Below are 13,508 nucleotides of genomic sequence, written 5' to 3'. Positions count from 1 at the left end.
GCGGTTCTTGTTATGCTCTATTCTGTCACCGTGCTGCGCGAATCGGCATACGATAGGACAGCAAGGTTAGGCAGACAAAACGAGCATGGACAACGATTATAATGGAGGGGACGAACGATGCCGCTAATTCCGAATTTCCCCGCACCTTTGCTTCAGGAGCATGCTGTATGGCACCATACGCATCATGTAACGCCCGGCACCATTCCGCCTCGCGGATTCGGTGATCAGTTTTTGCGTTTTCACCGTGACTATATTAACCGCGTGTACAGCTGGTATAACAGCCAAGGCTATGACAGCAGGCTGATTGCGCCGTGGCCGGAAATTCCGGAGGCTATACGCCGCGCTCCTTGCTATAATCCGGCTGCGGAAAATCGCATTCGAAATAATCCGCGCTCCTTTAATACGCTGGATGAGCTGGGCAGCTACATCGAATCCAGCGGCATTCATGGCTGTATGCATATGATTTCGGCCCAGCTGATGAATGAGCCGGAAATCAATGATTTCGATTTGGCACCGCGCCATACGACGTTTTATCAAATTCACGGGCTAATCGACCAGTGGTATCGCAACTGGGAAAATGCCTGGGGCCAGCGCGCTGACGCTAAAGGCCAAAGGCAAAGCCAAGGCCAGAGCCAGATTCAAAGTCAAAGCCAAAACCGCCCTGTGCCGCAGCAGCGCTCCACTGGCGGGGCCGCTTCAGCTGCTACGTGCAATCGCGCAAGGCGCGCATTACGCTTGCGTAATATTCCGCTTTGCGCGGTACGAACTGCTCTACCCGCACGCTCTTTACGGAAGGCGTCTGCCTGCCGTCCGGGCTTACAGCCACCCCTGATACCATCAGCTCCGTCCGCTCGTGCTCGAACAGCTGGAGCAGCTCTTCCAGGTCGGCCTCGTACACGCCGGCCACCTCTTCGGCTTGCAGCTGTAATTCCATCAGCGGCAAGGAACAGACGAAGCCGAACACATCGCTGACCTCGCGGTCGATGAAACTGACGCCGCCAGCCGTTCCTACGGTATCCTCACGCAGCTGCCCAAGCGGGATCAGGTCGCCAAAGCTGGCGGTTACGCCAATCTCCTCCTGCAGCTCGCGTGCGGCGTCGCGCATCGTTTCGCCTGCCGAGAGATGGCCGGCGACGGTAATGTCGTAGCAGTCCGGACAAGTATCCTTGCTGGACTGGCGCAATTGAAACCGAACGTAGCGGCGGTCTTCCTCCTTGCGTGTGAGCCAGCAGTGGAAGGAGCGGTGCCAGTAGCCCTTCGCATGCGTCTCCGAGCGTGTAGCTGTCCCGATTGGATTCATCTGCTCGTCATAAATATCAAAATATTCCTCTGTCATTGCACGAACTCCTTTGTATAAAAAAATAGGGCAGTTTGCGCGTTTAGAGACTGCGACGAAATAAAGTACCGCTAAATTCCTCGCAGCCCTTAGTGAGAGCGTCCCGAATCCACAGCTTCAAGCTGAGACGTGCAGTGCTTGCAGCGAGTCGCTTTCAGCGGAATGCTGGACAAGCAGTAAGGGCAGTCCTTTTCCGTAGGAGCAGCTTCGGCGGGAGCCTCCTCTGCTTTGCTGCGGCGCAGCATATTAATGCCTTTAACGAGGAAGAAAATACAGGCAGCTACGATGAAGAAGTCCAGCATCACATTAATAAACTGGCCGTAGGCGATAACGGCAATGCCATTTTTCGATGCATCGTCGAGCGAGCGGACAACGGTACCGACAGCTTTCAATTCCTCTGTATGCTTGGGATCGAGGTTAATGAATAAGTCCTTAAAATTGACTCCGCCCAAAACCCGTCCAATCGGCGGCATAATAATGTCGTTCACAAGCGAGGTGACAATTTTGCCGAAGGCTCCGCCAATAATGACACCGACTGCGAGGTCGATGACGTTGCCTTTAATCGCAAACTCCTTAAATTCCTGTACAATTTTCATCAAAATCTCTCCTTTATAAAATGAGCTTGCCCGAAAACATGGCATAAGCGAGCGCAACAAATGCAGCCATGCAAAAGCGCTGATTGCTCTTTATTGTATATAAAACAAGCCAGAAACACCATTCCTAAAGCAGTCGCATAAAAAGATAATCCTAAAATTACATAAAATAACAATTTTCCTTGTCATTTTGGTTACAGGAATCAGCTTCGGTACGATGTGCATTTCTGAAAATGGTAGTGGAACCCTAGTCTAGGAGCGACACTTATTCGCCATTTTGCATCATTTTCTGCTTTTTTTGTGAAAAAAGATATGTAAAAAGAGAGGATTTTATTGGATATTGTCGAATTTCAGTATTGTGAGTAAATTAATGGATATTTGAGGAGTTTTATGAATCACCAATTCGTTATAGGGAATCCCTTTTTTACACTGTTTTCATTTATGATTGTTTGCTTTGCCTGTTTTACGCTGTTCAGCATGATTGGTTACCCGCCATCAGGCAGCAAAATAGTAGCATTCAGCCGCAAGTTCGGCAGTTCTTTCGTATTTGGGCTAGGTGTTTGGACGATGCATGTGCTGGCCATATTCGGATCGACTTATCCATTAGTTTTGGATTGGACTATGCTCTACACTTTGTTGTGCTGCATGGCTCTTACCTATGCTTCAATATCCATTTACGAAAGTGGCTGGCCAAGATCGATAAGGAAGGTGTTAAGCAGCCTGCTGCTCGCTGTTGGCTCAACGACGCTGCACTATTTAAATCTGCTGGGTAGTCCGGTGAAAAGCTATGAGCTGGATCATTATTTGTTCATGGTATCGATCATAGCTGCTTTTCTAGGAGCGCTGGTCGCCTTTAATTTGTATGAAAGCAGAGGAAAGGATGGCAAGCTGATTAGCTGCCTTATTCTCGGTCTGTCGATGATTATTATGCACACGATAGGCATGCAGGCAATGAAGGTGGAGTATGTGAATGTCTATACGACCGACAGCATGAACGATTCCATGATGCTCATGTCGTTTCTGCTGGGCATTGCCACAATGCTCATATTCAGCTTCTGCCTATCCACCTGGATGTTCAGCCGCAAGTACAGTATGGTCGATGCCAATTACAAGCTGCTGGTCGAAAACTCCCTCGATACGATTGCGATTATTAAAGAGGGGAAATGGCAATATTTCAATCCTTCCGGTTTACGGATGTTTGAGGCAGACAGCGAGCATGAATTGATCGGCGAGTCGATCTACGATTTTCTTCACGAGAAGCATCATGAGGAAATTCGCCAATTGCTGGGCGATGAGGAGAACGAGGATTTGCTGCGCCAAAAGCCTGTCGAATTGGACTGGAGAACTGTGCATGGCAAGCTGCTGCATACGGAATTGGTACGAACAAGCACAAGCCATACGGGCAGCCTAGCCTATCAAGTCATTATCCGCGATATTTCGGAGCGCAAAAAAAATGAGGAGCTTCTGATCAATTCTGAGAAGCTGTACATCGCAGGCCAGCTGGCTGCGGGAATTGCCCATGAAATTCGCAATCCGCTCACTTCGCTGAAAGGGTTTCTCCAGCTCATTGCTTCTGGGCGCAGCAACAATCATTATTATGAAATTATGAAATCCGAGCTGATACGAATTGAATCCATCGTGAGCGAGCTGCTGATGCTGTCGAAGCCGCAGGTTTATCAGCTGTGCTACAGGGATGTGCGCCCGATTATGGCGGAATCGGTGACGCTGCTGGAGACGCAGGCCATTATGCACAATATCGAAATTCGGCTGAATATGGCTGCGGAGCCGCTATACGTCTTCGGCGTGGAAAATCAAATCAAGCAGGTGTTTATCAATGTTATCAAAAATGCAATCGAGGCAATGGCTGGCGGCGGTCTCATTCTCATTACGCTAGAGCTTGCGCAAAAGTCGCGAATCGTCATTCGCATTCAGGATGAAGGTCCCGGCATTGCGAAGGAGCAGCTTTCCAAGATCGGCCAGCCCTTTTATACGACGAAGGATAGAGGGACGGGACTTGGCCTCATGGTTACCTACAAAATCGTCGACAACCATCTCGGCAGCATCAAGGCGGACAGTATTATGGGGAAAGGGACGACCTTTATTATTCAGCTTCCCTATCGCAAAGACCCGGAAGAAAATACATGAATATGAAACCGCACATTTTTTGCAACGCAAGGAGAAGGCTCGACGTACAACCGAATAGCTACAAAAAAATTATTCGGTGAGGTGTCCTTATGTTTAATCGGTTATTAGCAAGCATTGGCATTGGCTCGGCAAAAATTGATACTTTGCTGGAAAAATCCCGTTATTCGCCAGGTGAGGAAGTACGCGGCGTCGTACAAATTCGCGGCGGAAGCGTGGAGCAGCGCATTGAGAAGATCGAGCTGTCTGTAATGACCGAATACATCCGTGAGAGCAATGACCAGAAGCACAGACATAACTGTGTTATTGGAAAATATCCGGTCAGCCAGCCATTTGAGCTGAAAGCCGGAGAAAATCGCGAAGTGCCGTTTTCCTTCCAACTGCCTTTTCAAACTCCGCTCACATTAGGGAAAACGCCAATATGGGTGAGAACCGAGCTGGACATTCGCGGTGCCATCGATCCCGGCGATAACGATCGCATCGAGGTCGTGCCAAATGCAGCGATGGGCCTGGTGCTGGAAGCAGTTCAGCAGCTTGGCTTCCGTCTGCGTGAAGCAGATTGCGAATACGCTTCAAGGCTGGGACGCTCGCTGCCTTTCGTGCAGGAGCTGGAATTTGTTCCAACCGGAGGGCAGTTCCGCGGCAAGCTTGACGAGCTGGAGGTTATTCTTTATCCGGAGGCTCAACAGATCGAGCTGCTGCTGCAAATTGACCGCAAAGCGCGCGGTCTTGGCGGCTTCTTCGCTGAAGCGATGAATACGGATGAAACGTTCGTCCGCGTCGCTTTTACGCAGGAGCATCTGCAAGCCGGGACGCAAGCGATTGCGAGCCAGCTCGAAAACATAATCGCCCGGCATGCTTAGCCTAGAAGCGCCGAATCTGAGGTGCTGAGGCCAGAAGCGCCATAGCAAATAGCAGCAGCCTGCCCGCCGCGAGTTTATGACGCGGCGGTCGGGCTGTTTTTCAATATAACGATAGGCACGGCGGTTTGATTTGTTGCTATTACTTCCGGTTGCGGGTTATGGCATAATAGATGGAGCATGATTGATTATACTGGAGGAGCTTACGATGGCAGAACCGCTAAAAGCCTTATACGATGGCTTATTCATAGAAGATTTTGGAGCGCTGGTGCGCACGGCTTTGCCGACTTTTGATTTGGCAGGCTTTACGGCGGCAGTAAGGGCTGGCGAATGGGAGGAGCTGGCGCTCAAGGCGCGCTCACGGCGGATTACCGAAGCACTTGGCGATTTCTTGCCGAGCGATTACGAGGCCGCGCTTGAGGTACTGATGCAGATCGACTCGCAGTGCCGTGGTTTGCCTTATATTTTCTTCCCGGATTTTGTGGAAGTGTACGGAATGGCACCGCAGCATTTTGACCGTTCGATGCAGGCGCTGGCGCGGTTCACCCGTTATTCGACGGGGGAGTTTGCCGTACGCCCCTTTCTGCTTGCTGAGCCTGAGCGCATGATGCGGCAAATGCTGATATGGGCTGATGATGAGGATGAGCATGTACGCCGACTGGCGAGTGAAGGGACGCGCCCGCGTCTGCCTTGGGCGCAGGCGCTGCCGATGTTCAAGCGCAATCCACAGCCGATTCTTCCGCTGCTGGACAAGCTGAAAGCCGATCCTTCGCTCTATGTCCGCAAAAGCGTGGCAAACAATCTCAATGATATCGCTAAAGACCATCCCGATGTGGTCGTGGCGCTCGCCCAGCAGTGGTCCGGCAATAATCCGCTGACAGACTGGATTATTAGGCGCGGCTGCCGCACGCTGGTGAAGCAGGCGAATCCAGCGCTGATGGAGCTGTTCGGCTATGCCGCCGCAGAAGGCGAAGCTGGCGGGAGTGGCGCTTCATTGACGGTGCATGCCGAGCTTCGGGCAGTGCCTGGGGCCCTGCATATAGGCGACGAAGCGCGGTTGAGCTGTGTAATGAAGCTGCGGGATGGAGATGCGCTCAAGCTGCGAATCGAATACGGCATTGATTTTATTAAAGCTTCGGGCAAGCCTTCGCAGAAGCGTTTCCTGCTGTCTGACCGCGAGTATGGGGGAGGAGCGGAAGTGACGCTGTCGCGTGTGCACCGCTTCGCCGACTTGACGACGCGCAAGCATTACTCGGGACTTCACCGCATTACGCTATGGGTGAATGGGGTGCAGGTTGCGGATACGGAGCTGCAGCTGGAGGAGGCGCGCAGCAAATGAATATTGGAGCCCGCGTGCTGAAGACCGGATTGTCCGTTACGCTGGCGATTTTTCTGAGCCAGTTTTTCGGCTTTCCGTCCAGCCTTATTACGGCAGTAGCTGCTATTTTGACGATTCAGCCTTCTATCTACCGTTCCTGGCAGCAAATTCTCGATCAAATTCAGACGAACCTGCTTGGCGCAGGAATTGCCCTTGCTGCGATGAAGGTGTTTGGTCATACACCGATTGCGGTGGGCCTCGTCTGTATCGCCGTTATCCTTATTTGTATTCGGTTGAAAATGGAAACGACCATCGGAGTGACCCTTGTTATGGTCATTGCTATTATGGAAGCGCATGGACAAGGATTAGACGTGGCGCTGCAGCGATTTTTAATGGTCCTTACGGGTATGGGGGCCGCTTTTACGATTAATGTTCTCGTATTTCCTCCACGCCCGCGCAAGCAATTCACGGAACAGGTGCATCTCGCCTACGGGCAAATGTCTTTGCTGCTGCGAACCGCCGTTTCCAATGAAATGAAGGAGAGCGTGTTCCGGCAGGAGAAGGAAACCTTGCATGTGTCGGTGCGTAAGCTGGAGGATCGCTACACCCTGTTTGAGGAAGAGCGCAAGGTGCTTGCCCAGGCTAAAAAAAGCCATGCTAGGCAGTTGCTCGTCTCCAAGCAGACAATTAAGGCGCTGCAAAAGGGCGTTGATCTGCTTGAGGCTGTGGAGGAGCATTATTTTGCCGCTGCCGAGGCTGGGAAATGGGCGCAGCGCTTCGATCACCAGATTGAGGAGCTGACCAAATACCACGAATCGATTTTGCTCAAAATCGAAGGCAAGATGAAGCCGAACCTGAGCTTCGAGCCGGAGGAGGAGCGTGAAGCCCGCCTCATTACCGACCTGACGGATTATTTCCGCGAGGGGCGGGACGAGCATAAGCGTCTTGTGTTCGTCGCGTCGGCTATTTTCGAATATGCCTACCATCTGCGGAGGCTGGAGAAGATCGTGGATCAGGTCCAGCAGCGTGGTATGTCCACCGAGGAATGGACGGCAGAAAAGAATGCCAGCGGCAGAGAGGCCAAGGTTAGCGCACAGGAATAACAGCAGCTGAATAAAGGCGAGTGCAAAAAAAACCGTCCTTCGTCAAATGATCGTTCATTTGACGAAGAGGCGGTTTTTTATTTTTCAAAATATAAAAATGTATAAGTTTCATACTATACTTACGCTTATATATCTCGGACTGAAACGCGCTGCGCCGCCAGAGGACGGCGACAGCCGTTTCACCTTGCCTTGCTATTGTTCGTCAGTCAATCCATAAGCTATTCGGTCTTATTGCTGCCCTCATGGCGTCTTGGATGCTGCATATGGGCTTCGGGATCATTGTCATCGTCTTTGGGGATGAGCCGCGGATCGGTCCGCCCTTCATGATGGTTGTCGAAGTCCAGCTCCACCAGCCGCCAAGTCGCCGTCCCCATCTGGGGATCGGCTGGAAACACCTCGCCGCGCTCCAGTTTCTCTTCACGATTCCAATCGTTGCGGTATACACCCGCCACTTCAACAGGCTCGCCCGACATCGGCTTCATCTCATTGTATTGATGCTGCTGTTCTTGGTCCAATTGCTGTTCGTTCATCGTATCTCCCTTTCCAGGCCTGCATAGTCCGTCCAACATGACGGCGGGTCATTCTGCTATAGCATGCCTCAAAAGGGAATATGTATGAGTGCTAATGGATATAACGTTTTTCCAGCCGCTTTCCGCCGAACCACATCAGCACAATGACGATGCAGGCAACGACGATGCGCCAAGGCTCATGGGCGAAGTTTCCTATATCAAAGCTGAGCAGCGATACGCATAAAATCATGACCGCCTTGCCGAGAAGGGTTGCGATGATGAACGTGCGGAAGGGCACGGCGCTTAAGCCCGACACAATGTTAATGAGCGAGGACGGCGAAAATGGAAAGCAGGCGAGCAGGAACAGCGGCGTAAAGCCGCGATGCTCGATCCATTCGAAGAACCGCCCAGATTTCGGAAAGCGACGCTCGACTTTTGCTTTGACATTTTTCCCGAGCTTGCGCACGACCCAGAAAACGCTGATGGCCCCAGCAGAAACGCCAATCCAGGAAAATAAGAAGCCGAACCATAGGCCGAAAATATTGGCATTGGCCGCCACAATCGCGAGCAAAGGCAGAAAGGGCAGGAAGGCCTCCAGCAGAGGTAAAAGGATGCCAAGCAGCGGTCCGAATTCCCGATAGCTTTCCAGCGTGCGCTGCAGATGCTCTAAATCCATATGCTTTATTTGTTCTATCCAATTTTGCAGCAACGCCATACGTTAACACCCTCACTCACTTGATCAAAATATCAGCCGTTCTAAAAGGCATCGTATGGCTAAACAATACCAGAAAATAGTGGTAGATGCCAAGCTCCCGCATGTGGAACAAGCCAGCCCTGCCAGCTCGAGCTCGTTACCCCTGCTCTAAAATAGACGCCTCGCGGTTGCGGATAAACTGCCGCAGCTTATTGGCAAGGTCCCGATTGATTTCTCCGCGCTCATACAAGGTTTGCACCTCGACCCGCTCCGCCTGAATGGCAACCCAATGCAAATCGCGCTGCACGTCAGCGTCGCCTCCATTCTTTTTCGGCGATATCGGCTTTTGAAGCTTTTCCTTTATAAAATGGTAATGGCTGATCAGCTCGCTCCGCTCCTCCGAGCCAGATTCGTCCAGCCGCTTATCGAAAGTGTCGATAACCGCATCGCAGGCTCGCAGCTTCGTCCTTCTCAGCGCCTCGCGATCGGCTTGGCCTATCTTGGCATGGGCAGGCGCTTTCGATTTTTTGAGGGAGAGCATCTCCAGCGGGAGCCTCATCAGCTTTCTCATAATAATCGGCCAAAAGCTTCGGCGTCCTGCCAGCATCTGCTCAAGCTGCTCGAGGCTTCGTTCGAACAGTTCGAACTGCTGCCCGCTGATTTCCCCTTGTGCCAGCATGCGGCGGGCAGCTTCCCGCTCCATGCGGAACGCCTCAAAGCGCAGATCAATGATCCCCTCATCCGCTTGCTTCGTTGTCAGCCGGGGCTTCTGAAGCTCCAGCATGCGGAACCAACGCTCATATTCGGCAAGGACGGCAGCCGTTTCCGCTTCATTTTCCTTGCTCGCCGCTTGGTGGATGGCCTCAATGGCCGCATTCATCATTTTGAGCTGCCCTTGGCGCTCCTTCTCCGTCCGTTTTGAAACATTACCCGTATCGCTGCTGCTTGCGAGTAGCGGAAGCACGGTGCTCGCGACGAGCAGCGATAACAGAATAACCGCAGTCGCAAGAAAAATAATGACATTCCGCTCGGGAAACGGATTTCCGTCGGCTAGAAACAGTGGAATGGAGAACGCGCCGGCAAGCGTGATGGCACCGCGTACGCCAGAAAGCGAGGTCAAAACTAATATTTTGAACGAAGGCTTCTCGCGCTGCTGCTCAGAGCCGAATAAGCGGCCCCCTCTTGTAAAGGCGTACGTCCACAAAAATCGCAGAAGCAATAGCAGAACGAAAATGAAGCAAGCATAGCCTGTAACCTGAAGCGAGTTAATCGCAGGATTAACAAAAACGGTACTGAAGACGACAGGTATTTGCAGTCCTAATATGACAAAAACGAGTCCATTCAGTATGTACAAAATAACCGACCATGTATGGTCAGGCACCTCATCATTCCGGGCCCGAGCCTTATCGTATTCATCGCGTTCAACGGCATGGACGACGCCTCCGGCTACAGCGGCCAAAATACCGGATACGCCAAGATGCTCGCCAGTCAAATAAAGAGCAAATGGCGTGAGCATATGGATAAGCATATGCAGCGTTGGATCTTCCAGACCAGACCGGCGCAAAACAGCGCGAAGTCCTGTAATCAGGAAGGCCAGCACGCACCCGACCGCAAGGCCGCCCGTTGCAATAACGACAAAGCTGATGCTTGCTTTCATTAAGGAAAACGTGCCGGTTAGCGCAGCTGCCATCGCAAATTTAAAGGCGACGAGCCCGGAGGCATCGTTCATCAGTGCTTCCCCTTCCAGCAAATGCCGCAGGCTCTTGGGCAGATGAACCCGCCCCGCTAATGCGTTGACCGCTACGGCATCGGTCGGAGACAGCAGGGCAGCAAGTCCAAACGCTGCTGGCAGTGCAATGGACGGAATCATAAAGTGGATCGCATAGCCGATAAGAAATACGGTGACAAACACAAGGCCGACAGCGAGTAGGAAAATCGGGGCGCGAAGCCTCCATAATTCATTGCGCGGCGTGTGCTTGCCATCGTTATACAGCAGTGGAGCTACGAACAATATGAAAAATAGCTCGGGCTCCAGCGTCATATGGACGCCGGACGGTAGAAGCGTAATCCCAATGCCAAGCGCAATTTGGATAAGTGGAGCTGGAACAACCGGAAGATGCCGATTGATAATATTGGACAGCCCGATCAGAGCAAGCAAAATTAATATGGAGGAAAATATAGCCATTCCATCACCCTCTCTTGTAAATGCGTTCAGCTGCTGCTGTCGCTCATGACGGGCTTATTTTCACCTGTGTAACTAAATTTTACCCATAATCGGCCTGAATGCTTCCTATGAGGAACAGCAGGCTTTGCATGCGCTTTCAGCTTGGTTATGGACTTTCGGTTATGTATAATAGGAAGGGTATGGCAATCAAAAAAATGATTGAAGGAGTGACTTTCTTTTATGCAATACACTTATTTGGGTCAGTCAGGTTTGCGCGTTAGCCGCTTATGCCTTGGTACCATGAATTTTGGTGTGGATACAGATGAGAAGGAAGCGTTCCGGATTTTGGATGCCGCTTTAGATGCGGGCATTAATTTTATTGATACGGCGAACATTTATGGCTGGGGCGAAAACTCTGGACGTACGGAGGAAATTATTGGGAAATGGTTCAGTCAAGGCGGCGGACGCCGTGAGCGTACCGTGCTTGCGACCAAAGTATATGGCGATATGAATGATGACCATGATGGGCCGAACCGAGAAGCCGGCTTGTCCGCTTATAAAATTCGCCGCCATCTGGAAGGCTCGCTGCGCCGTCTGCAGACGGATCATATTGAGCTGTATCAGATGCACCATGTGGATCGTAACGTCCATTGGAATGAATTGTGGAGCGCATTTGAGACGGCTGTCTCGCAAGGCAAAATCGGGTATGTAGGCTCCAGCAACTTTGCAGGCTGGGATATTGCTGTGGCGCAGGGCGAAGCAAAAGCGAGAGGGATTTTGGGGCTCGTATCCGAGCAGCACAAATATAATTTGCTGTGCCGTTTGCCGGAGCTGGAGGTGCTTCCTGCATCGAAGGCGCTCGGTCTTGGCGTTATTCCGTGGAGTCCACTGGATGGGGGGCTGCTTGCGGGCAATCACCGCAGGGATAATGGCGGACGCCGCAGTGGAGACACCAAACGTCTGGACAAGCATCGGTCGCAGCTGGATGAATATGCGAAGCTTTGCGATGAGCTGGGTGAGCCTGAGGATCTCGTATCGCTCGCATGGCTGCTGGCGAATCCGGCGGTTACGGCTCCGATTATTGGGGTGCGCACGCTGGAGCAGTTCGAGCGCTCACTTCGTGCGGTAGAGCTAGAGCTGGATAGCGCGACGCTCGCCCGTATCGATGAGATTTTCCCAGGACCGGGCGGCGATGCGCCTAAAGCTTACGCTTGGTAATTGATGATAGAACAGCCGATCATCAAATTAATAAATTGAACAGTACAGGGTCTTTGTTCAGCTCGATGAACGAATAGCCTTTCATCTGCATGCGACTGATCAAGGGCTCATAGTCCTCGCGGTGCTTAAGCTCAATGCCGACGAGTGACGGGCCATTGTCCTTATTGTGCTTTTTCGTATACTCGAAGCGGGTGATGTCATCGGTCGGACCGAGCACATCATCGAGAAATTCTCGCAGCGCACCCGCGCGCTGTGGGAAATTTAACATGAAATAATGCTTGTATCCTTCATAAATGAGCGAACGCTCCTTAATCTCCTGCATGCGGTCAATATCGTTATTCCCTCCGCTAATGACGCACACGACGGTTTTTCCGGCAATCTGATCCCTGAACATTTCTAGCGCAGCTATAGGCAGCGCACCGGCTGGCTCCGCTACAATCGCATTTTCATTGTAGAGATCGAGCATGGTCGTACAAATTTTGCCCTCGGGAACAGGCACGGTATCATCGAGCAATTCGCGGCAGATCGCGAACGTCAGCTTGCCGATCCGCTTTACTGCAGCGCCATCGACGAATTTGTCGATATGCTCAAGCGTAACGACTTCCCCGGCATCTAGCGATTCGCGCAGCGACTGCGCCCCTTCTGGTTCTACGCCAATCACTTTCGTTTCCGGCGAAATGGCTTTTACATATGAAGCTACACCAGCAGCAAGGCCGCCGCCGCCTACGGCCACAAATACAAAATCCGGCACCGTATCCGACGCTTCCATCAGCTCTTGTCCGACTGTGCCATTGCCGGCAATAATTTTCAAATCGTCAAACGGATGAATGAAAGCCGTACCGCTGCGCTCGCTCTCCTTAATGGCTTCTGCATAAGCATCATCAAAGGTGTCGCCAGTCAAAATAACCTCGACACTGTCGCCACCGAAGAAGGACACTTGGTTTACCTTCTGGCGCGGCGTTGTGCTAGGCATATAAATTTTGCCCGGGATGCCAAGCGCATGGCAGGAGTAGGCAACGCCCTGCGCATGATTGCCTGCGCTTGCGCAGACGACGCCTGCGGCAAGCCGCTCTGGCGGCAGTGAACGCATTAAATGGTAGGCACCGCGAATTTTAAAGGAACGCACAATTTGCAAATCCTCGCGTTTCAGCAGGACATTGCAGCCGTAGCGCTCGGAGAGCACGCGATTATATTGCAGGGGCGTGCGGAGAATGACGTCTTTCAAATGCATTTGGGCGTGAACGATGTCTTCAAGCCCAACTCTAGGCGAATGAGATGATAAATATTCCATGTGAGGCCACCTTCCGGGATTAACATTTTGCGAAAGCTTCCAAACGCGCGACGCCGCCAAAGGACGGCGATAGCCGTTTCACCTTGAAATATAGGAAAGAATGTGATGGTTCTATCCTTTCTCTATATTTCTCGGACTGAAACGCGCTGCGCCGCCAAAGGACGGCGACAGCCGTTTCACCTTGAAATATAGGAAAGAATGTGATGGTTCTATCCTTTCTCTATATTTCTCGGACTGAAACGCGCTGCGCCGCCAAAGGACGGCGACAGCCGTTTCACCT

Annotated in this window: 12 protein-coding genes; 5 read left to right on the top strand and 7 right to left on the bottom strand. The window is 51.8% G+C overall.

The genetic code is table 11. The annotated features are described in order from the left end of the window. Positions 1–123: 123 nt before the first annotated feature. From AC50YG_RS21405 to mscL, 3 genes are all read right to left on the bottom strand, one after another. On the bottom strand, positions 124–543 hold the full coding sequence (locus AC50YG_RS21405; RefSeq protein WP_494829412.1) for a hypothetical protein: 420 nt from the start codon (positions 541–543) through the stop codon (positions 124–126). Positions 544–703: 160 nt separating this feature from the next. Further along, the gene (locus AC50YG_RS21400; RefSeq protein WP_494829410.1) at positions 704–1,336 is read right to left on the bottom strand and encodes an NUDIX hydrolase; all 633 of its coding nucleotides are present in this window, start codon (positions 1,334–1,336) and stop codon (positions 704–706) included. Between the two features lie 89 nt (positions 1,337–1,425). Then, positions 1,426–1,932 (bottom strand): large conductance mechanosensitive channel protein MscL, encoded by a 507-nt coding sequence (gene mscL / locus AC50YG_RS21395; protein ID WP_341280708.1) that lies wholly within the window; start codon positions 1,930–1,932, stop codon positions 1,426–1,428. Between the two features lie 387 nt (positions 1,933–2,319). On the opposite strand from mscL, the gene AC50YG_RS21390 reads away from it, so the two are divergent. From AC50YG_RS21390 to AC50YG_RS21375, 4 genes are all read left to right on the top strand, one after another. Further along, positions 2,320–4,074, top strand: a complete 1,755-nt coding sequence (locus AC50YG_RS21390) for an ATP-binding protein (RefSeq protein WP_473756827.1) — start codon at positions 2,320–2,322, stop codon at positions 4,072–4,074. An 89-nt stretch (positions 4,075–4,163) separates the two neighbouring features. After that, entirely contained in the window at positions 4,164–4,934 is a 771-nt protein-coding gene (locus tag AC50YG_RS21385) for a sporulation protein (RefSeq protein ID WP_341280710.1), read from the top strand. A 205-nt stretch (positions 4,935–5,139) separates the two neighbouring features. Further along, complete coding sequence (locus tag AC50YG_RS21380) at positions 5,140–6,270, top strand: DNA alkylation repair protein (protein ID WP_473756826.1); 1,131 nt, start codon at positions 5,140–5,142, stop codon at positions 6,268–6,270. Continuing rightward, entirely contained in the window at positions 6,267–7,352 is a 1,086-nt protein-coding gene (locus AC50YG_RS21375; protein ID WP_494829406.1) for an FUSC family protein, read from the top strand. Before AC50YG_RS21380 ends, AC50YG_RS21375 begins: the two co-directional genes overlap by 4 nt. Before the next feature lie 218 nt (positions 7,353–7,570). Here AC50YG_RS21375 and AC50YG_RS21370 read toward each other — a convergent pair whose 3' ends face one another. The 3 genes from AC50YG_RS21370 to AC50YG_RS21360 form a co-directional block, all read right to left on the bottom strand. Next, complete coding sequence (locus AC50YG_RS21370; RefSeq protein WP_473756153.1) at positions 7,571–7,882, bottom strand: transposase; 312 nt, start codon at positions 7,880–7,882, stop codon at positions 7,571–7,573. Positions 7,883–7,973: 91 nt separating this feature from the next. Then, a complete protein-coding gene (locus AC50YG_RS21365; protein WP_494829404.1) occupies positions 7,974–8,576 on the bottom strand; it encodes a TVP38/TMEM64 family protein in 603 nt (200 codons plus the stop codon). 136 nt (positions 8,577–8,712) lie between these two features. After that, positions 8,713–10,740 carry a Na+/H+ antiporter gene (locus AC50YG_RS21360; protein ID WP_494829402.1) on the bottom strand — a complete coding sequence of 676 codons (2,028 nt, stop codon included), beginning with the start codon at positions 10,738–10,740 and terminating at the stop codon, positions 8,713–8,715. Positions 10,741–10,959: 219 nt separating this feature from the next. Here AC50YG_RS21360 and AC50YG_RS21355 point away from each other — a divergent pair, with 219 nt between their 5' ends. Beyond that, positions 10,960–11,937, top strand: coding sequence for an aldo/keto reductase (locus AC50YG_RS21355; RefSeq protein WP_494829400.1), 978 nt, complete (start codon positions 10,960–10,962; stop codon positions 11,935–11,937). A 22-nt stretch (positions 11,938–11,959) separates the two neighbouring features. Here AC50YG_RS21355 and ilvA read toward each other — a convergent pair whose 3' ends face one another. Further along, positions 11,960–13,228: a threonine ammonia-lyase IlvA gene (gene ilvA, locus AC50YG_RS21350; protein WP_473756155.1), complete on the bottom strand. Its 1,269-nt coding sequence runs from the start codon at positions 13,226–13,228 to the stop codon at positions 11,960–11,962. Positions 13,229–13,508: the final 280 nt, after the last annotated feature.

The sequence above is a fragment of the Paenibacillus sp. J31R34 genome (assembly GCF_059383715.1).
The sequence above is the reverse complement of the archived record's forward strand: the minus strand, read 5'-3'. Positions and strand labels throughout refer to the sequence as shown.

What these genes read in the sequence shown, in the direction of transcription:
- AC50YG_RS21355 (WP_494829400.1), top strand. Translation starts at nt 10,960, where the DNA reads ATGCAATACACTTATTTGGGTCAGTCAGGTTTGCGCGTTAGCCGCTTA.
- AC50YG_RS21380 (WP_473756826.1), top strand. Translation starts at nt 5,140, where the DNA reads ATGGCAGAACCGCTAAAAGCCTTATACGATGGCTTATTCATAGAAGAT.
- AC50YG_RS21360 (WP_494829402.1), bottom strand. Translation starts at nt 10,740, where the DNA reads ATGGCTATATTTTCCTCCATATTAATTTTGCTTGCTCTGATCGGGCTG.
- AC50YG_RS21365 (WP_494829404.1), bottom strand. Translation starts at nt 8,576, where the DNA reads ATGGCGTTGCTGCAAAATTGGATAGAACAAATAAAGCATATGGATTTA.
- AC50YG_RS21375 (WP_494829406.1), top strand. Translation starts at nt 6,267, where the DNA reads ATGAATATTGGAGCCCGCGTGCTGAAGACCGGATTGTCCGTTACGCTG.
- AC50YG_RS21400 (WP_494829410.1), bottom strand. Translation starts at nt 1,336, where the DNA reads ATGACAGAGGAATATTTTGATATTTATGACGAGCAGATGAATCCAATC.
- ilvA (WP_473756155.1), bottom strand. Translation starts at nt 13,228, where the DNA reads ATGGAATATTTATCATCTCATTCGCCTAGAGTTGGGCTTGAAGACATC.
- AC50YG_RS21385 (WP_341280710.1), top strand. Translation starts at nt 4,164, where the DNA reads ATGTTTAATCGGTTATTAGCAAGCATTGGCATTGGCTCGGCAAAAATT.
- AC50YG_RS21390 (WP_473756827.1), top strand. Translation starts at nt 2,320, where the DNA reads ATGAATCACCAATTCGTTATAGGGAATCCCTTTTTTACACTGTTTTCA.
- mscL (WP_341280708.1), bottom strand. Translation starts at nt 1,932, where the DNA reads ATGAAAATTGTACAGGAATTTAAGGAGTTTGCGATTAAAGGCAACGTC.
- AC50YG_RS21370 (WP_473756153.1), bottom strand. Translation starts at nt 7,882, where the DNA reads ATGAACGAACAGCAATTGGACCAAGAACAGCAGCATCAATACAATGAG.